Source organism: Roseateles sp. (assembly GCF_039929605.1).
Lineage (GTDB): Bacteria > Pseudomonadota > Gammaproteobacteria > Burkholderiales > Burkholderiaceae_C > Pelomonas.
Map to the genome: position 1 here is coordinate 1 of NZ_JBDSQX010000191.1, position 21,864 is coordinate 21,864.

General features: G+C 69.0%; 18 protein-coding genes. 11 read left to right on the plus strand and 7 right to left on the minus strand.

Going from position 1 to position 21,864, the window contains the following annotated elements; genetic code table 11:
* From ABIS05_RS25765 to ABIS05_RS25790, 6 genes are all read left to right on the plus strand, one after another.
* Positions 1 to 716: DUF6910 family protein (locus ABIS05_RS25765; protein WP_348012433.1), on the plus strand; the 716-nt coding region annotated here is incomplete at its 5' end.
* A gap of 30 nt (positions 717 to 746) precedes the next feature.
* Positions 747 to 1,997: a M28 family peptidase gene (locus ABIS05_RS25770; RefSeq protein ID WP_348012434.1), complete on the plus strand. Its 1,251-nt coding sequence runs from the start codon at positions 747 to 749 to the stop codon at positions 1,995 to 1,997.
* 510 nt (positions 1,998 to 2,507) lie between these two features.
* Positions 2,508 to 4,352: a thiamine pyrophosphate-binding protein gene (locus tag ABIS05_RS25775; RefSeq protein ID WP_348012435.1), complete on the plus strand. Its 1,845-nt coding sequence runs from the start codon at positions 2,508 to 2,510 to the stop codon at positions 4,350 to 4,352.
* Positions 4,349 to 5,122 carry an SDR family oxidoreductase gene (locus tag ABIS05_RS25780; protein WP_348063361.1) on the plus strand — a complete coding sequence of 258 codons (774 nt, stop codon included), beginning with the start codon at positions 4,349 to 4,351 and terminating at the stop codon, positions 5,120 to 5,122. Before ABIS05_RS25775 ends, ABIS05_RS25780 begins: the two co-directional genes overlap by 4 nt.
* Positions 5,122 to 5,910, plus strand: coding sequence for a citryl-CoA lyase (locus ABIS05_RS25785; RefSeq protein WP_348012437.1), 789 nt, complete (start codon positions 5,122 to 5,124; stop codon positions 5,908 to 5,910). The genes ABIS05_RS25780 and ABIS05_RS25785 overlap by 1 nt, the downstream gene beginning before the upstream one ends.
* Positions 5,907 to 6,731: a hypothetical protein gene (locus ABIS05_RS25790; RefSeq protein WP_348012438.1), complete on the plus strand. Its 825-nt coding sequence runs from the start codon at positions 5,907 to 5,909 to the stop codon at positions 6,729 to 6,731. The genes ABIS05_RS25785 and ABIS05_RS25790 overlap by 4 nt, the downstream gene beginning before the upstream one ends.
* 3 nt (positions 6,732 to 6,734) lie before the next feature.
* Here ABIS05_RS25790 and ABIS05_RS25795 read toward each other — a convergent pair whose 3' ends face one another.
* The gene (locus ABIS05_RS25795; protein ID WP_348012439.1) at positions 6,735 to 8,843 is read right to left on the minus strand and encodes a TonB-dependent receptor; all 2,109 of its coding nucleotides are present in this window, start codon (positions 8,841 to 8,843) and stop codon (positions 6,735 to 6,737) included.
* A gap of 355 nt (positions 8,844 to 9,198) precedes the next feature.
* On the opposite strand from ABIS05_RS25795, the gene ABIS05_RS25800 reads away from it, so the two are divergent.
* From ABIS05_RS25800 to ABIS05_RS25815, 4 genes are all read left to right on the plus strand, one after another.
* Positions 9,199 to 10,173, plus strand: coding sequence for an ABC transporter substrate binding protein (locus tag ABIS05_RS25800; RefSeq protein WP_348012440.1), 975 nt, complete (start codon positions 9,199 to 9,201; stop codon positions 10,171 to 10,173).
* A gap of 81 nt (positions 10,174 to 10,254) precedes the next feature.
* Positions 10,255 to 11,916 (plus strand): ATP-binding protein, encoded by a 1,662-nt coding sequence (locus ABIS05_RS25805; RefSeq protein ID WP_348012441.1) that lies wholly within the window; start codon positions 10,255 to 10,257, stop codon positions 11,914 to 11,916.
* Between the two features lie 106 nt (positions 11,917 to 12,022).
* Positions 12,023 to 12,283 (plus strand): hypothetical protein, encoded by a 261-nt coding sequence (locus tag ABIS05_RS25810; protein ID WP_348063363.1) that lies wholly within the window; start codon positions 12,023 to 12,025, stop codon positions 12,281 to 12,283.
* Between the two features lie 91 nt (positions 12,284 to 12,374).
* On the plus strand, positions 12,375 to 12,731 hold the full coding sequence (locus ABIS05_RS25815) for a hypothetical protein (protein ID WP_348012443.1): 357 nt from the start codon (positions 12,375 to 12,377) through the stop codon (positions 12,729 to 12,731).
* On the opposite strand, the gene ABIS05_RS25820 is transcribed toward ABIS05_RS25815, so the two are convergent.
* The 6 genes from ABIS05_RS25820 to acnA form a co-directional block, all read right to left on the minus strand.
* A complete protein-coding gene (locus ABIS05_RS25820; RefSeq protein ID WP_348012444.1) occupies positions 12,728 to 14,017 on the minus strand; it encodes a potassium/proton antiporter in 1,290 nt (429 codons plus the stop codon). The two genes, ABIS05_RS25815 and ABIS05_RS25820, sit on opposite strands and share 4 nt — an antisense overlap.
* A complete protein-coding gene (locus ABIS05_RS25825; protein ID WP_348012445.1) occupies positions 13,944 to 14,201 on the minus strand; it encodes a hypothetical protein in 258 nt (85 codons plus the stop codon). The genes ABIS05_RS25820 and ABIS05_RS25825 overlap by 74 nt, the downstream gene beginning before the upstream one ends.
* Positions 14,202 to 14,258: 57 nt before the next feature.
* Complete coding sequence (locus ABIS05_RS25830) at positions 14,259 to 15,392, minus strand: acyltransferase (protein ID WP_348012446.1); 1,134 nt, start codon at positions 15,390 to 15,392, stop codon at positions 14,259 to 14,261.
* Positions 15,393 to 15,547: 155 nt separating this feature from the next.
* The gene (locus ABIS05_RS25835) at positions 15,548 to 16,417 is read right to left on the minus strand and encodes a DUF6920 family protein (protein WP_348012447.1); all 870 of its coding nucleotides are present in this window, start codon (positions 16,415 to 16,417) and stop codon (positions 15,548 to 15,550) included.
* 70 nt (positions 16,418 to 16,487) lie between these two features.
* A complete protein-coding gene (locus tag ABIS05_RS25840; protein WP_348012448.1) occupies positions 16,488 to 17,435 on the minus strand; it encodes an Acg family FMN-binding oxidoreductase in 948 nt (315 codons plus the stop codon).
* Between the two features lie 278 nt (positions 17,436 to 17,713).
* On the minus strand, positions 17,714 to 20,425 hold the full coding sequence (gene acnA, locus ABIS05_RS25845) for an aconitate hydratase AcnA (RefSeq protein WP_348012449.1): 2,712 nt from the start codon (positions 20,423 to 20,425) through the stop codon (positions 17,714 to 17,716).
* Between the two features lie 77 nt (positions 20,426 to 20,502).
* Between acnA and ABIS05_RS25850 the strand changes: the two genes are divergently transcribed.
* Positions 20,503 to 21,852 (plus strand): MATE family efflux transporter, encoded by a 1,350-nt coding sequence (locus ABIS05_RS25850; RefSeq protein WP_348012450.1) that lies wholly within the window; start codon positions 20,503 to 20,505, stop codon positions 21,850 to 21,852.
* Positions 21,853 to 21,864: the final 12 nt, after the last annotated feature.

A 21,864-nucleotide genomic window follows, 5' to 3' on the forward strand; every position in this document is an offset into this window, starting at 1 on the left:
TGCCCGACAAGCCCAAGGCGCGCAAGGCCGCCAAGCCGGACCTGGAGGCGCTGGCGCAGTTGCCGCCGTTTGCAGCTTGCCCGCATGGCGCGTTGCTGGCGCTGGGCTCGGGGTCCAAGCCGCAGCGTCACCGGGCGGCGCTGCTGGCGCATGACGAGGCGGGCGGGCTTGAGCCTACGGTGTGCGAGATCGACCTGGCGCTCTTGTACGAACGGCTGCACGCGCAGTACGACAAACTCAACATCGAAGGCGCCTTTGTCAGCGCTGGCAGCTTCTGCCTGCTGCAGCGGGGCAACAAGGGCGACGCATCCAATGCGTTGATCCAGTTCGATTGGCCGGCGGTCCAAGCCTGGTTGAGCGACACCGGCCCGGCACCGCAGCCGGTTTCCAGCACGCCGTATGTGCTTGGCGACATCGACGGCGTGCCGCTGTGCTTCACCGATGGCGCTGCGTTGCCTGGCGGCGGCTGGGTGTTCTGCGCTGCGGCGGAGGCGACCGATGACAGCTACCTGGACGGGCCTTGCCGGGGCTCGGCCGTCGGTGTCGTGGCGGCCGATGGTCGGCTGCTCGGCTTGCTGCCGCTGTCTTTGCCGTGCAAGGCCGAAGGCATCGCCGTGACCGTGGTGAACGGCGCGCTGCATCTGCTGCTCGTGACCGACCCGGATGACCGCGACGAGCCGGCTCTGCTGCTCTCGGCGACGCTGGCCGTTGACTAGGATCGCAGCGCCCCACTCCACGCTTCAATCATGGCCTCCAAGAACGCTCTCGTTGCCGCCACGCTGGCCGCCGCCTGCCTCACCGCCTCCGCCCAACTCCAGCCCGTCGACGCAGCCGACCCGGTCGCCCCGCTCGTCAACCAGCTCGACCTGGACAAGTACAAGGCCACCATCAAGGGCCTGACGCAGTTTGGCGACCGGCGCCAGGGCACGGCGCGCAACCGGGCGGCGCTGGACTGGATCGAGGCGCAGCTGAAAAGCTATGGCTGCATGAACACCGAGCGGCTGCGCTATGACTTCACCGAGCCGGTCAAGCGCGGGCCGGTGCAGTTGCAGCCGGTGCGCGCGGGTGGGCCGGCGGCGCAGGGCGGCGGCACGCTGTTCGGCAAGCGCGCGCCGATCGGCGTGAACACCGACCCGATGGCCCAGCCCGACGAAAAGCTGCGCTCTCTCAACACTGAGCAAACGCCGCCGGGCACGTCGCCGCGCGAGAGCGTCTATTGCACGAAGGTGGGCACGACGCGGCCGGACGAGATGTTCATCGTCTCCGCCCACATGGACGGCATCGGCTTCGGCGAGGCGGCCAATGACGACGGCTCGGGCACGGCGCTGGTGATGGAGCTGGCGCGTGTGTTCAACGCGCCGGGCGTGGCGACGGAGCGGTCCATCCGCTTCATCCTCTGGAACAACGAGGAGACCGGCCTGAACGGTGCTTATGCCTACGTGGCCCAGCGCAAGGACCTGCAAGGCATCGAGTCGCCCAAGGGCTCGGGCCGGTATCCCGAGCCGACCTGGCTGGGCATGATCCAGCACGACATGCTGCTGTTCGACCACGGCATGCCGGTGCCCAAGCTGGACGCCGCCGGAAAGCCGGTGCTCGACGCGCGCGGCCAGCCGGTCTACACGGCGCCGAAGGACCAGCGTGCCGAGGCCGACGTGAACATCGAGTTCCAGGTCAACGCCAAGCAGGCCGACGGCGCGGCCAAGCTGGCCTGGGCCCTGCGCGCGGCCAACGAGAAGTACGCGACGGACTACCCGGCCGCCGTGGGCAATCGCATGACCAACACCGACTCGACACCCTTCATGGATTGGGTGCCGGCGGTGTCGCTGCGCGAGAACGAGCGCGGCATGCAGATCGGCGCCGGCTGGAACCCGCATTGGCACCAGCCGACGGACCTGTATTCGACCTATTCGGACAAGGATTTCCTGCTCGGGCTGAACGCCGCGCAGACCACGCTGGCCGCCGTTGCACAGCTGACAGGAGCCAAGGGCAAGCCCTGACCCCAGCGACCTGCGCACTACTTCACGAACTGCTCACGGCGATCCCGTGTTTTCCCGCATTCGCGGGGATGTGGGTAAGTTTCACCTCGATACAGTTGCGTTCACTGCACGGTGCTAACGGCTTCCGGCGCAGGCCAGAGATGACGCGGGGCTTAAGGCAACGCTGAACAAGTCCCTCGCGCGCAGCGCATCCCTGCTTTGGGCGGCCTGCAGCGTTGCAAATCCTCGCCATAGCCAAGCTATGGCAGCGGTTTGCGCCTTGCAGTCCATCCCAAACCAGGGCGCGCTGCATCGCGGGGACTTATTCAGCGTCGCCTCAGGCCCACAGCGCACGCAGGGGGAGCGAGGCCGTTGGGACATTGCGTCCATTGGCCGTTTCAAGGGTCCATCTCGGTGGGCTTATCCAAGTTCCTGATGTCGTGCGGACACGCCGGTGCCATTGCTCCAAGCAGCGGTGCCGCAGCCGTCGCGGTGTCCTTTCGCCTACCGCCTGCCGACTACTGCCGCCCCGTGGAAACAAACACTGCTCTTGCCCCTTTCTATGCCGAAGCGCCCGACTCGGCGCGCGAACCCGCCGCCCGTGATGCGGCAGACATGCTCGTCGAAGCGCTTGAAGCCCTCGGCGTGGAATACGTCTTCGGTGTGCCCGGCGGCGCCATCGAGCCGCTGTACAACGCCCTCGCACGCAGTGGCCGGCGCGGTGGCCCGCAGGCCGTCGTGGCCCGCAACGAGCAGGGTGCCGCCTACATGGCCGACGGCTATGCCCGCGAGACCGGCAAGATCGGCGTGTGCATCGCCACCTCGGGGCCGGGCGCCACCAACCTGATCACCGGCGTGGCCTGCGCCTACGACAACAACGTGCCGATGCTGGTCATCACCGGCCAGCCGCCGATCAAGAACTTCGGCAAGGGCGCGCTGCAGGAGTCCAGCTGCACGGGCATCAACACGATGGCGATGTTCCGCCCGTGCACGCGCTACAACTCGCTGGTCTCGCACGCCGAGCAGCTGCCCATCAAGCTCTTCAACGCGCTGATGCATGCCCAGCGCACGCCGAGCGGCCCGAGCCATTTGTCCATTCCCGTAGACATCCTGCGCCAGCCGCTGCCCGACGATCTGGAGACGCCCGACTTCGCCGGCCTGCTGCGCCGCGCGCCCGCGCTGGTGGACCTGCCCGCCGTGCGCCAGCTCGCGCGCCTGCTGTTCTCGGCCCAACAGCCGGTCTGGCTGATTGGCGACGGCTGCGGCGAGGCTGCCAGCGAGCTGATGCAGTTGGTGCAGCTCACCGATGGCCACTTCATTGCTACGCCGGACGGCAAGGGCTTCATCAACCCGCGCCACCCGCGCTTTCGCGGCGTGTTCGGCTTTGGTGGCCATTCAAGCGCGGCGGAGTTGTTGTCCAGCCAGCCCGATCTCGTCATCGCCCTGGGCACGGGCTTTGGCGAGTTCAACAGCGGTGGCTGGTCCACCAACCTGCTGAACAGCCGCCTCGTGCACGTGGACGACAGCGACGAGAACCTGATGCGTTCGCCGACGGCGCGGCTGCATGTGCGCGGCCACATCAAGTCGGTGTGCGAGCAGCTGATCGCGCTGCTCGCGCCGTCCAACAACGGGCAGGACGCCACGGTGCTGCCCTTCCTGCATCCGCAGGTGGCGCGCCAGGCCTACGAGGCCATGGTGGACAGCCCGCAGGCCATTCGCAGCGACAGCGCGCCCGTGAAGCCGCAGCGCCTGCTCGCCACGCTGGGCGAGCGCTGCCCGCCGCAGACGCGCTTTGTGGCCGACGCCGGCAACAGCGCCGCCTGGGCCGTGCACTACCTGGCCCCGCACGACAAGCGCAGCGGCCGCCTGCCGGGCACCTCGTATCTACCGGCGGGGCAGGAGCGGCGCACGCGCCCCTCCAGCTGGCTGCGCGTGACGATGGACTTTGCGCCCATGGGCTGGGCCATCGGGTCGGCCGTGGGCATCGCGCTGGCCAACCGCCGCTGCCCGGTCGTCTGTCTGACGGGCGACGGCAGCTACCTGATGAACGGGCAAGAGATCACCGTGGCCGCCGAACTGGGCCTGCCGGTGCTCTATGTCGTGCTCAACGACGGCGCCTTAGGCATGGTCAAGCACGGCCAACGCCTGGCCGGCGCCGAGCCGATCGGCTTCGCGCTGCCCAAGGTCGACTTCGCCATGATGGCCGCCGCCATGGGCATCCCGGGCCATGTGATCCGCTCGCCGGCTGACCTCGATGCGCTGGATTTCAAAGCGATGTTGTCGCGCGGCGGGCCGACGCTGCTGGACGTGCGCATCGACGGCGAGGAAGTGCCGCCAATGAATCTTCGAATGAAAACCCTCGGGACTGCGAAATGAGCGAAATGACGAACATGGGATCACTGCTGGGCAAGACGGCCCTCATCACCGGTGGCAACAGCGGCATCGGCCTGGCCACGGCCAAGCTCTTCATGGCGCAGGGCGCCAGCGTGATGATCACGGGCCGCGACGAAGCGACGCTGGCGGCGGCGCGCGATTCGCTGGGGCACGACCTGCTGGCCGAGCGCAGCGACGCCGGCAAGCTGGACGACATCGACCGCCTGATGGCGCAGGTGAAAGCCAAGTTCGGCCATCTGGACGTGCTGGTGCTGAACGCCACGGGCGGCTCGCCGATGCCCATCGAGTTCATGAGCGAAGACCAGTTCGACGCGATGAACAACGTCGCCTTCAAGGGCGTGTTCTTCGCCATCCAGCGCGCGCTGCCGCTGCTGCGCCCGGGCGCGTCCATCGTCGTGACGACCTCCATCGCCAACCAGGTTGGCGCGCCGGGTTTCTCGGCCTACGCGGCCTGCAAGGCGGCGGCGCGTTCGCTGGTGCGCAGCGCGAGCCTGGAGCTGGCCGCGCGCGGCATCCGCGTCAATGCCGTCAGCCCCGGCCCCATCGCCACGCCCGGCTTCGGCCGTTGGGACGGCGTACCCCGCGAGGCAGTGAACGCCGCGCGCGCCGACCTGACGCAGCGCTCGCCCAGCCAGCGCTTCGGCACCGCCGAAGAGGTCGCCAACGCGGTGCTGTACCTCGCCTCGCCGGCATCGTCGTATGTCGTCGGCACCGAACTGGTGGTGGACGGTGGCTTCAGCCAGCTGATGTGATGGAGCAGGTCCGCACCCGCATCTGGCGCGAGGAGGCCGAGCCCGCCGACCGCTTTGCCACGCGCTCCGCGCACTGCCGTGGCTACGACGTCTACGGCGACATGCTAGGCCGCGCCCGCTGGGTCGACATGCTGTGGCTGCTGTTCCGCGAGGAGGCGCCGACCGAGGCGCAGGCCCGCCTGCTGGAGGCGCTGGCCGTGGCCCTGGCCAACGCCGGCCCGCGCGATGCGGCGGTGCATGCGGCGATGTGCTCGGGGCTGGGCCGCTCGCCGGCTGCAGCCGCCTTGATGGCCGCGCTGGCCGTGGGCGCCGGCCGCCATGGCGGTGCGCAGGAGGTGGCTGCGGCCATCACGCTGTGGACCGACGCGCCAGGGGACGCTGAATCCTTCGCCACGCATTGGGTGTCGTCTGCGGCGCCGGTTGCGGCGATCTGGCCGGAGGCCGACCACCCGCCGGGCTTCGAGCCCAATGGTGTGGTGACTGCGGGCATCGTCTGCGCGGCCTTGCAGCGGCTGGCGGACATCGGCGATGGCCCGCGCTTGAGCTGGCTGGCTTCGCAGCGCGCCGCAGTCGAGGCCGCTGTGGGCTTGCCGCTGGCCATGTCGGGCGTCGCTGCGGCGGCGCTGGCAGACCTCGGCTTCAGCCCGGAGCAGGGCGAGATGCTGCACCTGCTGCTGCGCCTGCCCGGTGCGGCGGCCCATGCGCTGGAACAGCGCGCCGGCAGCTACAAGGACTTTCCGTTCTTTGCGCTGGACCTGCAGGACGATCCGTTGACGGAGGCGGCATGACCCGCATCTCTCCGCTTGAAGAACACGCCGGCCGCTTGCGCACCCGCATGGGCGGCGCGTTCGTGGGCCAGCGCGCCGTGTTCCGCGGCCACGACCTGCATGCCGAGCTGGCCGACATGGACTGGCTGGCGCTGTATGTCTTCGGCATCACCGGCCAGCGCTACACGCCGGCGCAGATCAAGGTGCTGCATGCCATCTGGGTTTGCACCAGCTACCCGGACGCGCGCATCTGGAACAACCGCGTGGCCGCGCTGGCCGGCAGCGCGCGCAGCTCGGGCACGCTGGCCGTGGCGGCGGCGCTGGCCGTGTCTGAGGCCGAGATCTACGGTCGCGGCATCGACATCCGCGCAGCCAGCTTCATCCAGCGGGCGCAGCAGGTGATCGCCTCGGGGTCAAGCCTTGACGACTGCGTGCGCGACGAGCTCAAGCGCCACCGCGCCATCGCCGGCTACGGCCGGCCCATCGCGGCGGGCGACGAGCGCATCGCGCCCATGCTGCGCTTGGTCGAGCGGGAAGGCCTGGCGGGCGGCGCTCACGTGCAGGCGGCGCTGGCCGTCGAGAAGCACCTGCAGGAGGGCCGCTGGCGGCTGCGTATGAACTACGCCGCGCTGACGGCCGCGCTGACGTCGGACATGGGCTTCACGCCGCGCCAGCACTACCAGTACGGCTTCCCCGCCTTCCTGGCCGGCATGCAGCCCTGCTACATCGAGGCGAGCGAGCAGCCGGCCGGCGCGCTGCTGCCGCTGGCCTGCGACAACGTGACGTACGAAGGCCACGCGCCCCGAACCTGGGGCGAGGGCCTGGTGGTACCAGGGCAGTAGGCCCTAGAACCGGTAGACCAACTGCACGTCCACCGCACGGCCCGCCATCGGCAGGTCGTAGGGCACGCCGGTGCTGGCCAGGCTGGGTTCGCGCACATCGGCGTCCAGCAGGTTGCGCACCGACAAGGCCAGGTCCCAGCCCGACTGGCGCAATGAGGTGCGCAGCGTCACGTCGGCGCTGGTGTAGTCGGGCAAGGGCGGCCGGGCGTCGCCCGCCGCGCGCAGGCGGCCCGCCACGCGCTTGACCTGGCCGCTCAAGGCCCAGCCCTTGTCGAAATGCCAGTCGGCGCGCACAAAGGCCATCTGGTGCGGCGCATAGCCCGCGTCATGGCCGGTGCTCTCGTCGACGGCGCGCTGGTAGGCGTAGTGGCCCGCCAGGCGCAGGTTGCGCGCCACATCGGCCACGAGTTCCAGCTCGACGCCATGGCCGCGTTGCGTGCCCAGGTTGGTGTATTCGCTCGTGCCGCCGCCGATGCTGGCCGCCCGGATGATGTCGGTCATCGTGTAGCGGAAGGCGCTGGCCTGCAGCTGCACCTGGGCGCTCAACTGCCAGCTGAAGGAGGCCTCGGCCGTGCGGATGCGCTCCGGCTTCAGCGCGGGGTTGCCGCGGATGACCGGGTTGTTGATGCTGTATTCCTCCGAGAACGACGGCGCCCGGAAGGCGTGGCCAATCAGCAGCTTGGCGGTCATGTCCAGGCTGGCGTCCCACACCAGCGCCAGGCGCGGGTTGGTGGTGGCGCCGAAGTCGCTGTACTCGTCGCGCCGCACGCCGGCCGTGAGCGTCCAGTCCGGCGCGACGCTCCATTCGTCCTGCACATAGGCATAGCTCACACGGCGCCGCTGCGGCGTCGCAAAGGACATGTCGACCGGGAACTCGACCAGCTGCCCGCCCGGCGTCGGCAGCGGCAACCCCTTGGCCGGCCCGGAATCAATGATGGTGAAGTTCTTCAACTCCTGGGTGCGGTACATGTCCAGGTCGTCATGGCCCACGCCGAAGCGCAGCTGGTGGCCGGCCCAGCCGGTGTAGCCCAGCACGGCGGCCACGCGCGTCTGCCGCTCCCAGGTGTTGGGCGCGCCGAACATGCCCTGCGGGAAGCTGCCGCCAAACGCGCCGGGCGGAAAGATCTGCAGGATTTGGGTGAACTGATTGACCAACTGGAAATAGCTGCCGGTGAGGTTGAGCAGCAGCTTGGGCGCGAGCTCGAGCTCGGACAGCGACACGCTGGCGTTCCAGCGCTGGTTGCGACCCTTGCCGACCGGGTCGAGCGCGCCACCGGCCCCGGCGCCGGTGCCGACGTCATCCCTGAGCGTGTAGCCGGCACGCATGCGCAGCTTGCCGTAGTTGCCCTCGACGTGCGCGTCCACCGCGTCGTGCCCGGTGTTCACCGGCCCCGGGGCCAGGCTGGCGTGGGTGCCGAACAGCGCATCGAGGCCGGTCTGCGCGTCGGCCTCGACGGTCTCCTTGAATCCGTCGGTGCGGCCGGTGCGCAGGTAGGCGGCCACGGCCAGCGGGCCCAACGCGCCGCCGTATTGCATCCAGGCATCGCGGGCGCCGAACGAGCCGGCACGCAGGCCCAGCTCCAGCCCCTGCAGGTCCGCCGGACCCTTGGTGACGATGTTGATGACGCCGGCATAGGCGTCGGCGCCATACAGGGCCGAGCCCGGGCCGCGGATGACCTCGATGCGCGCGATGTTGGCCACCGGCATGCCCGCCCAGATCGTGCCGCGGTTGCCGATGAACATGGTTGTCATCGGCACGCCGTTGTAGAGCACCAGCGTCTGCGCATTGAACTCGCTGTAGATGCCGCGAACGATGTACAGCGGGTTGTAGCCCTGGTTGTTGCGGCCCACATGGATGCCGGGCACCGTGGCCAGCACCTGGTCGATGTCCGTCGCGCCCATCATGGCGATGTCCTGCGCCGTGATCACCGTGGCCACCGCAGGCGCGCGGCGCAGCGACTGCGCGGCGCCCGTGGCGATGCTGACGGTCGCCTTGTCGCCGTAGACCTGGGCGAGCTCCTCTTCTTCGCTCGGCGCTTGCGCAAGGGCAACGGGCAGCCCGGCTGTCGAGAACACGCTGCCCAGAAGCATCAGGCCAAGGATTGGTCTCATTGACAGCTTCTCCGAGTGGGCGGTGACGGGCGTGTATTGTGCTGTCGCCCCGGTGCCGCCAAAAGGAGTGAAAACGGCGGGCGAGGTGCCAATTCGTGAACTAGTTCCACCGCTCGGGCACAGACGCGATGGGGTTGACCAGAACCGGTAGGCCGCCTGCACATTGAGGGAGCGCCTCGCCGGCGGGATGTCCTTGGGCAGCCCAGCCTCGCCGGGGGCGGCATCGTGCACGACCTCCCGTTGCATCCGCGCGCCGCGTATCTGCAAGCCAGGTACCGTTGCTGACCCGGCTCCTTTGCATAATGCCGCCCACCCGTCCTGGCCTACCCCGGCCCTTTTACGCAGCACTCCCCACTTGACTGAGCCCGGTTGCCCCACGCACGCCACGCGCCGCGCCTTGTTGCGACAGGCCTTGGGCGGTGCCGTGGCGCTGGCGGCGGGCGGGGTTGCTGCGGCCGAGCTGGGCCGCTCGCTGGCCGTCGTCTACCCGGAGCTGGGCGAACCCTTTCGCCAGGTGTTCGCCAGCATCCTCGAAGGCATCGAGGACAAGCTCGGCGGCTCGGTGGCCAGCTTTGCAATGGCCAGCAACGCCAACCCGGCCCAGGTGGCCGAGGACATCCGCAAACGCGACCCGCAGGTGCTCATCGGCCTGGGCCGTGGCGGCATGCGCATCGCCAGCGCGATGGCCGGCGAGATGGCCGTGATGGTGGGCTGTGTCGTGTCGGTGCAGGAGGCCGAGGCGCGCAGCTTCCCCGTGCACACGCTGGCGCCAGACCCGGCCCTGATGCTGGCCCGTCTGAAACGCCTGCGGCCCGGCACACGGCGCGTGCACCTGGTGTACGACCCGCGCGTGAACGCATGGCTCGTCAAGCTGGCGCGTGAAGCCGCACGCGCTGAAGGCCTGGAGCTGCTGGCCCAGGAGGCCACCGACCCGGCCGAGGCCTTGCGCGCCTACACGCTGCTGCTCACCGCCGTCGACCCGGCCCGCGACGCCCTCTGGCTGCCGCAAGACCCGACCACCGTGGACGACAACGCCGTGCTCTCGCTGGTGCTCAGGGAGGGTTGGAATCGCAACATCGCCGTGTTCTCCAGCCATGTCGCCCACGTGAAGCGCGGCGCGCTGTTCTCGCTCTACCCCGACAACCGCGAACTCGGCCGCTCGCTGGCCACGGCGGCCCAGCGCCTGGCTGCCGCGCCCAAGGCGGCCGTGGCCGGGGTGTTCCCGTTGCGCCAGGCCCTGGCCGCCATCAACATCCGCACCGCGGCGCATCTGGGTATCGATGTGGCTACCGTGCAGCCGAGTTTCGACCTGGTCTATCCCTCGAACTGATGAAAATGCCCCCACGCTCGCATTCGCTCGCTGCCCCCCGAGGGGGCGCTCAGCGGCTTCGGACGGCCGGGCGCCACTGAAATGCCCAACCACCCCATCGACAGCCAATCGCCGGTCAGCATCCTGCCCGGTGAAGTGCCGGCGCCGCCTGCGCCGCTGCCGCGGCCGTGGTTGCTGCGTGTCTATGTGCGCTGGTTGCGTGAGACCTCATTTCGCCGCCACCTGAGCATGGCCGTCGCCTTGGGCGGGCTGACCCTGGCGCTGCTGATGGCCGCCGTCAACGCCTGGCAGGGCGGCCGCCAGGTGCGCGCGATGCTGCTGGATCAAGGCGGGCGCGTGGCGGGCACGCTGGCTTCCAACAGCTCTCTGGCGCTGATCTATGCGGCCGCCGACAACGCCGAGGAAGCCGTGCGCGCGTCGCTGAGCTTCCCCGACGTGACCGGCATCGAGATCCGCGACACCAGCGGCCGGCTGCTGCTGGCACTCGGGGCCGGGCGCGACGGCCTGCCCGCAGCCTTGCCCCCGGCCCGCGCCGCCAGCGAGCCCTGGCTGGACGAGGAGACCGAAGACAGCTGGGCCTTCGCCGCACCGGTCTGGACGCGGCCCGAGCCCTCGCCCTTCGACGTCACGCTGCGCCCGGCCCAGTTGCTGGGCCATGTGCGTGTCATCCAGAGCAAGGCGACGCTGCACCGCACCCAGACTTCGCTCTTCATCGCCAACTTCGGCGTGGCCTTGCTGTTCGCAGCGCTCTTCCTGCTCGCCATGCGCTACCTGGCGCTGCGGCTGACGCGGCCGCTGGCGGCGCTGTCCGACGCGATGGACAAGGTCGAGGGTGGTGACAGCGACGCCCGCGCGCCGGCCGGCGGCCCACGCGACATCGCGGCCATGGCCCACACCTTCAACCGCATGATCAGCGCGCTGCAGGAGCGCGAGACCGAACTGGGTGCTCACCGCGACCATCTGGAAGAGCTGGTGCACGCGCGTACGCTGGAGCTCAGTGACGCCAAGGAGCGCGCCGAGGTGGCCAACGGGGCCAAGAGCCAGTTCCTGGCGCGCATGAGCCACGAGCTGCGCACGCCGCTGAACGCCGTCATGGGCTATGCGCAGATCCTGAAGATGGACGCCGGGCTCACGCCGAAGCAGCGCAACGGGCTGGACATCATCCACAGCAGCGGCCAGCACCTGCTGACACTGATCGTCGACATCCTGGACCTGTCCCGCATCGAGGCCGGCAAGGCGGAGTTGCGCCTCGGGCCGGTCAAGCTGGCCACGCGCATGAACGCCGTGGCGGACATCGTGCGCGTGATGGCCGTTGACAAGCAGATCTCGCTGGACCTGCATCTCGATCCAGCGCTGCCCGCTGTGGTGCTTGCCGACGACAAACGGCTGAGCCAGATCCTGCTCAACCTGCTGGGCAATGCGGTGAAGTTCACCCACGTCGGCGGCGTCACGCTGCGGGCGCTGACGCTGCCGTCGGTCGAGACGCTGCCGAGCCACGTGATGCTGCGCTTCGAGGTGGAAGACACCGGTGTCGGCATCGCAGACGACCAGGGCGACCGCCTGTTCGAGCCCTTCGAGCAGGCCGGCAACGCCGAGCAGCGCGTGGGCGGCACGGGCCTGGGCCTGGCCATCAGCCGCCAGCTCGTGCGCATGATGGGCGGCGAGATCCGGCTGGAGAGCCGGCTGGGGGAGGGCAGCCGCTTCTGGTTCGACCTCAGCGTGCCGACGCAGGACGCCGTGTAGCCAACGCGCGCAGTCGCTGTCCTACAAACGCACGCGCCTCGTTACACCTGCCACGCACCCGCCGGGCCTACACCGGGCCCTGCTTGCAGGGCGCAAAGTGACAGCCATGTTGTCGTCACTCTCAGTGGAGGTCGCGATGTTCTCGATACCGAACCCAACCGCTTCCCGTGCCAATGCCGCCAAGCCGACGCACCTGCTGCACTTCGAACCGCTGACGGTTGGCGATGCCGGGCTGGACGTCCCGTGTGACCCGCAAGGCCGCGTCGGCCTGGATGCACTGGGCGACAAGCTGCGCAACGACTACTTCTTTGCGCGCACGCTGATCGGTCGCCTGTTCGCCGCACCGACCGTGCGCCACGCGCGCTAGCGCGCAACACCACACTTGCGGCCCCGTCCTACGCTCGCGTGGCGACGCGCCTTATCACGGTTGTCACATGAGCTTTGCATGATTGCGCCCCATGTCCAAGAACCCGCCTTCCTTCATGCTGCCGCTGCAAAACCTGCCGGTGGCCTTCGATGACATCGTCGACGCCGACCTTGATGTGCGCCTCACCACCCCGTCCACCGTCGTGGTGAATGCCCGGCTGGAAGTCGAGGCTGCCGATGCCAGCGGCCCGAGCAGCCTCGATCTCGCCCTCGTCATCCCGCGCTCGCACTGCCGGGGTGACCGGCCCAGCCGGACCGCGCTGCTCGATGCCGCCCGCGCCGCCGTGGACCGCGCGCTTCACACCGGCACGACGCCGTTGCTGTTCCTGCCAAGGCGTGTCGTCACGCTGGTGGCCGGCCGGCCTCATCTGATCCCTGTGTTCGGCTAGTCCTTGTTCAACCGTAGCGCCCGCGCCAGCGGCGCCAACGTCGGCCCCTGGATCAGCAGCGACAGCAGCACCACCAGGAAGGCCACGTCGAACAATCGCCATGCGCCCGGCACGCCGGCCAGCACCGGGTAGGCCGCGAGCACGATGGGCACGCCGCCGCGCAGGCCCGACCAGGCCACAAAGCACTGCGAGCGCCAGTCGAAACCCAGCGGCGCCAGGCACAGCACGACGGCCGCCGGCCGCGCCAGCAGCATGAGCCCAGCGGCCACCGCAAGACCTGGCCCCGCCAGCTGCCACACCTCATGCGGCGTGACGAGCAAGCCCAGCAACAGGAAGAGTGCCGCCTGGGCCAGCCAGGTGTAGCCGTTCAGCCCCGGCAGGCTCATCACCGTGGCGCGCTCGGCGCGATGGCGCACCAGCAGCCCGGCGAGGTAGACGGCCAGGAAACCCGAGCCGCCGAAGCTGTTGGTTGTGGAGAACAGCAGCAGCCCGACCGCCGCCATCAGCAGCGCGGCCAGGCCGTCGTGGTCGTCCGTGATGGGCAGGCGGCGCAGCCAGGCCGAGACCAGCAGCCCGCCGCCCATGCCGGCCACCAGGCCCAGGCCGAGCTGCCGGCCCAGCAGCGGCACCAGCATGGCCAAGCCTGAAACGGTCTGGGCGGCGGGAGCGGCATGCGCGGCCTCGGTGCCTTCGCCGCTCATCCAGGCGATCAGGCCCACTGTCAGCACCAGGGCCACCGGGTCGTTCATGCCCGACTCGACCTCGATGGTCGCCGCCAGGCGCGGTTCCAGCTTGAGCTTGCTGGCGCTGAACTGCGCGAATACAGCGGCCGCGTCGGTCGACGACACGGCGGCGCCTAGCAGCAGGCCCTGCGCCCAGGGCACCTCTAGCACGACGTGCGCGAGCGTGGCCACCAGGCAGGCCGTGGCGGCCACGCCGACGGTGGCCAGCAGCCCGGCCGCGAGCATGCCGTCGCGCACCATGCCCCAGCGCGTGCGCAGGCCGCCGTCGAACAGGATCAGCGCCAGCGCCAGGTTGCCGACGTGAACGGCCAGGGAGTAGTTGTTGAAGGGCAGGCCGAGCGGCCCGTCGACACCGGCCAGCATGCCGACGACCAGGAACACCAACAGGTGCGACAGGCCGAAGCGGTGCGTGTAGAGCGCGCCAGCGATGGCGACCAGCACCAGCGCGGCGACGGCGGCTGTGAGCAGGTCAGCGCCGGCCGTGCCGTGCACGATGGGCCTCAGCCGGCCGCGATGTGCGGATAGGGTCGGCGGTCGTGTCATGGCCGTCATCCAGCGAGGTGTTGGTGCGCCGTGACAGCACGCGCAGCCGCTGCACGGTCAGTCCGAGGCCGACCTTGCTGACGAGGATGGTGACGATGCCTGCGAGCACGGCCGGCAGCACGTCGGTCCAGCCCACGTTCGGCCAGAAGGCGGCGGCGCGGTCGATCAATTCGTTCCAAGTCATCTCAAAACTACCAAGGCGGTACCCAACGAAGGTAGCCGCCCGCCTGGCAAGCGTCTGTCAGCCGGCGGCGCGTCGGCCTTGTGGGCTTGGGCCGACAGAGCCGCCCCGGGCGCGGCTACGCAGGCGGTCCCGCAACTGCAGGCAGGGGCGCTCCACGGCGTAGTGCAAGGCCGCGCCGACAAGCGCGATGGCCACCACGTACACGGCGAACAGGCCCAGGCCCTGCAGCGGCAGCGCCGGCGCCAGCCATTCCTGCACCGCGTGCATGACGAGCTTGTGGCTCAGGTAGAGGCTGTACGACGCGGCGGCGAGCCAGCCCGCGCCCGGCACCGCCCAGCGCCCCAGCCAGCCGCGCGGCGCGGTGGCCGACAGCACCAGCAGCCCGAAGCCGAACGACAGCAGCGGCCAGCCCACGGCATTGGCCACCAGGCCGGTACGGTTGCGGAACAGAAACAAGGCCAGGCCTGCGGCGGCGACGCCGCCCAGCAGCAGCCACGTCGAGCGCGCCTGCAGCCGCGCCCACAGCGCCGGCCGGTAGACGCACAGCGCAGCCAGCACGACGCCCATCAGCAGGCCGTCCAGCCGCATCCACGTCGGGTAGTAGATGTCTTCGATGTACCAGTTGCGCGGCGGCTGCGCGGCGTCGTTGTGCAGCCAGACGCCGCTGCGCAGCGCGATGCCGAGCAGCACCAGGGCCGCGCACAGGCCGAGGAAGCGCGCCGTTGATGGCCGCCGTGTCACCCACCAGGCGAGCAGCGGGAACAGCAGGTAGAAGTGCTCCTCCACGCAGAGCGACCAGGCATGCGAGAAGGCTTGGTTGTGGCCGTAGTCGACCAACAGGTTCAGCGTGAACGTGGCGAACTGCCACCACGGCGCCAGCCCGGGTGCCTCGCGCAGCACGGGGAAGGCCACATACACCGTCAGCATCACGGCGAAGGCCGGCAGGATGCGCCAGGCCCGGCGCCAGTAGAAGTCACGCAGCGACAGCGGCTCGCCGCGCTGCAGCGTGCGCAGCAACTGCGAGCCGATCAGGAAGCCGCTGAGCACGAAGAAGATGTCCACGCCCGCCCAGCCGAAGCGCGACAGCCACGCAAAGTCCGGCCCGAGGCCACCGACGAGAAAGGAGTGGAAGAGCATCACCCAGACGATGGCGATGCTGCGCAGCAGGTCGAGGCCGGGGAGGCGGTGCATGAGGGCGGGGTGGGACAAGGAGATTTCGCAGTGTGGGCGGCGAGGGGGCTCCAAACAATGGAGGTCGTCGGTCTCGGCTGCCGCCCGTTTCCGCTTGAGGCCGGGTGCAGTCAATTGTCATGCGCGCGCGACAGGCGCTTGCCGACCCACAGGGTTCAGGGCGAGAACTCGTAGGCCAGCGAGGTGAGGTTGCCGACGAAGTAGGGCTTGCGCCCTTGCGGGCGCAGCCAGGCGGCCTCGCCGACGGTCGGCACCATCATCCCGTCGCGCAGCTGGTAGCTGCAAACGCTGCAGTCCCAGGGGAGCATGACCATGTCCTTGCCCACCCCGGCGCCACGCGCATCGGCGTGCACTGATGCGATCAGCCCGGCCTCGTCGAACTTGAACAGCAAGGTCAGCGTGATGGGCCCGTCCACCAGCGTGGCCTTGGCCGAGCGATCGTCCACCGCTGCCCAGCGCACGCCCTGGCTGGGCAGCAGTGCGGTGGGGTACCAGGCCATCTCGGCGAAGTAGCGCATCAGTTCGCCGCGGGCGATCTCGCCGCCACCCTGCACCTCGGCCACTGTGACCAGGCCCAGCACGGCCGCGTGCAGCGCGCCCACCCCGGCGATGTAGCTGTCGTGCACATGTGCGGCCAGGGCCGGCAGCATGGCCACGCGGCCGTTCCACAGGAAGCCCGGGCGGTGGGTGACGGCCCGCTGCGTCGACGTGAAGGGCTTCCATTGCTCAGCGGTGGCCGACAGATTGATCGTGCCGGCGAGCTCGAAGGTTGCGGCGGCGACGAAGCGCTGACCGTCCTTCAGCGCCGCGCGGAAGTAGCGCTGAACCGGTGCGGGCAGAGCGTCGATCTCACGCGCGTCGTAGCGGCCCGCAGGCGCCCGCACCCGGGTGGCTTCGAGCCGCGCCATCTGCGCGCGTGTCGACGCCCGCCAGCGCAAGCTTCCGAGCGCGATCAGCCCGATGCCGGTGACCACCACGAAGCCCACGCCCCATGCCGCCCAGGCCGCCCATGCCAAGCCGTTCACCGGGGCGTCACTCTCAACGCCGCAGCCACAAACAGTCCCACCGGGTGGCGCATGGGGGTAGCCCCGGCCGTCAGGCAACGACTGCCTGCACCGGCCGCCGCATCGACAAGGGCATGGCGGGGCCACGCCCGAAGCGCACCACCAGATCGGGCCGCTGGTGGCTTGCGATGCCCAGCCACGCAGCGAACTGCGGCCGGATCGCGGCGACCTCGACGGGCTGGTTCAGGAACGCATTGCGGATGCCCAACGCGGTGGCCTGCAGCGCGAATCGCTCGTAGCAGCGGCCCGCCTCGACCCAATGCGCCTTGTCACTGCGCTCGGAGACGAATACCGCGATGCCGGCCGAATTGCGGATCTGCCGCGCGTAGCGCTCGTTCTCGGACTTTGGGGTGAAGAACAAGCCCATCATCCGGCTGCCCAGCCACCGCGGCAGTGCGGGGTTGCCCGTGGCGCCGGCGAACAGGCCGTCACGGGTGCGAAGCGCCTCGTCGGCGCCGAAGCGGATCCATGCCTTGAGTTCTTCGACGAACGCGGCGTCGTTCATCTGGGCCGTGTTGGCCGCGACGACGTATTCCAGGACACCCTCCAGGGCCGGGCGAGCGGTCAGCAGGCGCACGTGGACGCCATCTCCTGTGCCGGCCTGTTCCAGCTGCAGCAGCTCGGCCGGTGAAATCGATTGGCCGTCGTAGTCGCCGCGGGTGCATTGCCGCTCGGCGATCGCCTGAGACAACGGCGAGATGCGCTTGCGTGTCGCCTCGAGGTTGACCGTGATGACCCCGTCGCCGCTGGGATCGAAGCGTGGGTCGGCGTGGAGCCCGGCGGCCAGCGCGGCGTGCACCATGTTTTCCGCCGCGCAACCGAGCGAGACGAACAGATGATGGTCGTCGGGATCGACAACGGGGCATCGACGCTTCAGGTCGGGCGCGATGGAGATCGACTTCTCGGCGATCTGGAAGCGCCAGCATTGCGTGTTGTGGCTCGACGGCGCCAGGACGGCCTGCCGCACCAGGTCATGCATGGGGAAGTTGGCCGTGCCCGAAGACGGCAGCCCCGGCGTTCTCAGGGCGCGAGCGGCGCTTTGCTCGGCGTCGCCTGATGAACAAGCCGTCAATGAGGGCGAGGCCGTGACACAGGCAGCCGCCAGAAGCAGTTGCCTTCGGGATGGGGCTTTGGGTTTGGCCGTTGAGCTGTTCACATCGTGTATCGCAGTGCGTCACACCATGCACGATCCGTCCAAACCAGTCTGTTCGCTTCCGAACGCAGCACCAAGGCATTCCGTCGCTTCGTGTCCGCCGATCACGCCGCCAGCAGCTGCCGCAACACGAACGGCAGGATGCCGCCGTGGAAGTAGTAGTCCACCTCGATGGCGGTGTCGATGCGCAGCGTCAGCTTGACGGCGATCTGCGAGCCGTCCGCGCGCGTGATCGTCATCACCGCGTCGTCCTGCGGCTTGATCTCGTCGGCGAGCGTGATGTCGATGGTTTCCGCGCCCGTCAGGCCCAGGTTCTCCCAGCTGAAGCCCGTCTTGAACTGCAGCGGCAGCACGCCCATGCCGATCAGGTTGCTGCGGTGGATGCGCTCGAAGCTCTTGGCGATGACGGCCTTGATGCCCAGCAGTTGCGTCCCCTTGGCGGCCCAGTCACGACTTGACCCGGTGCCGTACTCCTCGCCCGCAAAGATGACGGTCGGCGTGCCCTCGGCGATGTAGGCCATGGCGGCGTCGTAGATGGTGGTCTGCTCGCCGTTCTTCAGCGTGTAGCCGCCTTCCGGCCGCGAGCCGTCGGTGCCGGCGGGCAGCATCAGGTTCTTCACGCGCACGTTGGCGAAGGTGCCGCGCATCATCACGTCGTGGTTGCCACGGCGGGCGCCGTAGGAGTTGAAGTCGGCCTTGTGCACGCCATTGGCGATGAGGAACTTGCCGGCTGGCGTCGTCTCCTTGAAGGAGCCGGCCGGGCTGATGTGGTCCGTCGTGATCGAGTCGCCGAACAGCGCCATGACCTTGGCGCCCTTGACGCCGGACACCAGCGTCTTCGGCTCCATCGTGAAGTTTTCGAAGAAGGGCGGCTGGGCGATGTAGGTGCTTTTGGGCCAGTCGTAGACCTGGCCCTTCGTACCCTTGATCGCCTTCCACAGCTTGCCGGGCTCCGTGGCCACCTTGTCGTAATTGGCCTTGAAGGCGTCGCCGTCCATCGCGTACTTCATGAGCGCGTAGATCTCGTCGCTGGTCGGCCAGATGTCGCCCAGGTAGACCGGCTGGCCTTGCTTGCCAAAGCCGACCGGCTCGGTCATCAGGTCGCGCGTCACGTTGCCGGCAATAGCGTAGGCCACCACCAGCGGCGGGCTGGCCAGGAAGTTGGCCTTCAGGTTGGGATGAATGCGCGCCTCGAAATTGCGATTGCCCGACAGCACCGCCGCGCAGACGAGGTCGTTGTCCTGGATGAGGCGGTTCAGCTCAGGTGTCAGGTCGCCCGCGTTGCCGATGCAGGTCGTGCAGCCGTAGGCGGCGACGTTGAAGCCGAGCTTCTCCAGATAGGGCAGCAGGCCGGCCTTCTGCAGGTACTCGGTGACGATGCGCGAGCCCGGCGCGAGCGAGGTCTTGATGTGGGGCGCCACCTTGAGCCCCGCCTCGACCGCCTTCTTGGCTAGCAGGTCGGCGGCCAGCAGCACGCCGGGGTTGCTGGTGTTGGTGCAGGAGGTGATGGCGGCGATCAGCACGTCGCCGTTCTTGACCGGCAGGCCGGAGTCGGTGACGTAGGGCCGGGTCAGCTTTTCGGCCGGCTGGTTGAAGCCGTTCTCGGCGATGGGCTTGCTGAACAGCTCGCCAAACTTGGCTGACAGGTCGTTGATGGCGATGCGGTCCTGCGGGCGCTTGGGGCCGGCGAGGCTGGGCACGACGGTGCCGAGGTCCAACGTGACGACCGAGGTGTAGTCGATGTCGCCGGCCTTGGGCACGCCGAACATCGCTTGTGCCCGCCAGTAGCCCTCGAAGGCATCGATCTCGGCCTTGCTGCGGCCCGTGCCCTTGAAGTAGTCGATGGTCTTCTCGTCCACCGGGAAGAAGCCCATCGTCGCGCCGTACTCCGGCGCCATGTTGGCGATGGTGGCACGGTCGGGCAGGGCGAGGCTGGCCGTGCCCTCGCCGAAGAACTCGACGAACTTGCCCACCACCTTGTGCTTGCGCAGGATCTCGGTGACGGTCAGCACCAGGTCGGTGGCCGTCACGCCTTCGCGCAGCTGGCCGGTCAGCTCGAAGCCGACCACGTCGGGCGTCAGCATGTAGACCGGCTGGCCCAGCATGCCGGCCTCGGCCTCGATGCCGCCTACGCCCCAGCCGACGACGCCGATGCCGTTGATCATGGTGGTGTGGCTGTCGGTGCCGACCAGCGAGTCAGGATAGAAGACGCCGTCCTTGTTCTTGTGCACGCCGCGCGCCAGGTATTCCAGGTTCACCTGGTGGACGATGCCGAAGCCCGGGGGCACGACGCCGAAGGTGTCGAAGGCCTGCATGCCCCACTTCATGAACTCGTAGCGCTCGCGGTTGCGCTCGAACTCCAGCTTCATGTTGAGGTCCAGCGCCTGCTTGGTGCCGTAGTAATCGATCATCACGCTGTGGTCGACGACGAGGTCGACCGGCACCAGCGGCTCGATGGCCTTGGGGTTCTTGCCCATCGCCGCAGCCACGTTGCGCATCGCGGCCAGGTCGGCCAGCAGCGGCACGCCGGTGAAGTCCTGCAGCACGACGCGCGCGACGACGAAGGGGATCTCGTCCACGCGTGCGGCCACCGGCTTCCAGTTCGCGAGCTGCTCCACATGCTCGGCCGTCACCTTCTTGCCGTCGCAGTTGCGCAGCACGCTCTCCAGCACGATGCGCATGGAGATGGGCATGCGCAAGACGTTCGGGAAGGACTTGGCCAGTTCAGGCAGCGAGAAGAGCCGGCCCGACTTGGTAGACGCGATCTTGAAGGGGACTTGGGTCTGTGCAAACGCATGAGCGGCGTGTTTCAGCATGGTTACTCCTTTACGATTCCGGCCCATTCTGGCGAGCTTGTCTTGACTTGTGTGAATACCGGCCTTAGGACCTCGCCATGACTGCCTCGTCCGCGCGCCCGCGCCTGTTTCCGCTGACCTGGCCGCTGCTGCTTGAACTGCTGCTGGGCATCGGCGTCGGCATCATCGGCACGGCGCTGGCCGCCCGGCTGTCGGATGACAGCGGCGCCGCCTTCGGCCTGTCCAATCAGGTGTTCTCGGCCCTCTTTGTGCTCTTCCGCGTCGTCGGTGCCGGCGTCAGCGTGGCCGTGACCCAGGCGCTGGGCGCCGGCCGTCGTAACCAGGCCGACGCCGTGGCCCGCGCCACCGTGGGCGCCAGCACCTGGCTGGGCTTGGGCGGTGCCACCGTGGCACTGCTGGCGGCGGGGCCGCTGCTGCGGTTGGTGAACGCGCCGCCCGAGGTGGCCCCGCTGGCCAGCACGCTGCTGCAAGCCCTGGCCCCGGCGCTGCTGATCGACGCGCTGAACGCAACGATGTCCAGCGTCATGCGCGCCCATCTGCGCAGCCGCGAGGCGTTGGCGGTGGTGGTGGTCATCCAGGTCGTCACGCTGGTCGTGGCCTTGCTGGCCATGCCTCATCTCGGGCTGGTCGGCTTCGCGTTGGCCTGCCTGTGCGGCCGTGGCATGGGGCTGGCGCTGCACATCGTGCTGTGGCGCAGCCGGCTCAACCTGCGGCTGCGCGCCACGGACTGGTGGCGGCTGGAGCGCGCCCCGCTGGCCACGGTGCTGCACATCGGCGTTCCGGGCGCGGCCGAGAACATCTCCTGGCGCCTGGCCTTCATGACCAGCCTGGCCGCCGTGGCCCAACTTGGTGCGCTCGCACTGGCCACGCACGCCTACACGATGCAGTTTCTGCACGTCATCCTGATGTTCGGCCTCGCCGTAGCCTTCGCGGTGGAGATCCTCGTCGGGCACATGGTCGGCGCCGGCCAGTTGCACGCGGCGCACAAGCTGGTGCGCAAGTCGCTCGGGCTGGGCTTGGTGGTCGCGCTGGTCGTCTCCACCAGTTTTGCTCTGGCCGGGCCGTGGTTGCTACGGCAGTTCACGTCGGACCCGGCCATCATCAAGCTGGGCTGCACGCTGCTGTGGTGGACGGTGCTGGTGGAGCCGGGGCGGGTTTTCAACATGGTGGTCATCAACGCGCTGCGCGCCACGGGCGACGCCCGCTACCCGGTCATTGCGGGCTCGGCTTCCATGGCCATCGTGCTGGCCGGGGGCAGCTGGTTTCTGGGCGTGCACCTGGGCTGGGGCCTGGTTGGCGTGTGGATTGCTTATGCAGCGGACGAGTGGATTCGAGGCCTGTTGATGTGGCGCCGTTGGGCGACACTGGGCTGGCTGCCCCATGCCCGTGCGGCCCATCGCAGGTTGCGCCTCACCAAGGCAGGGTGAATCCGTCAGGCC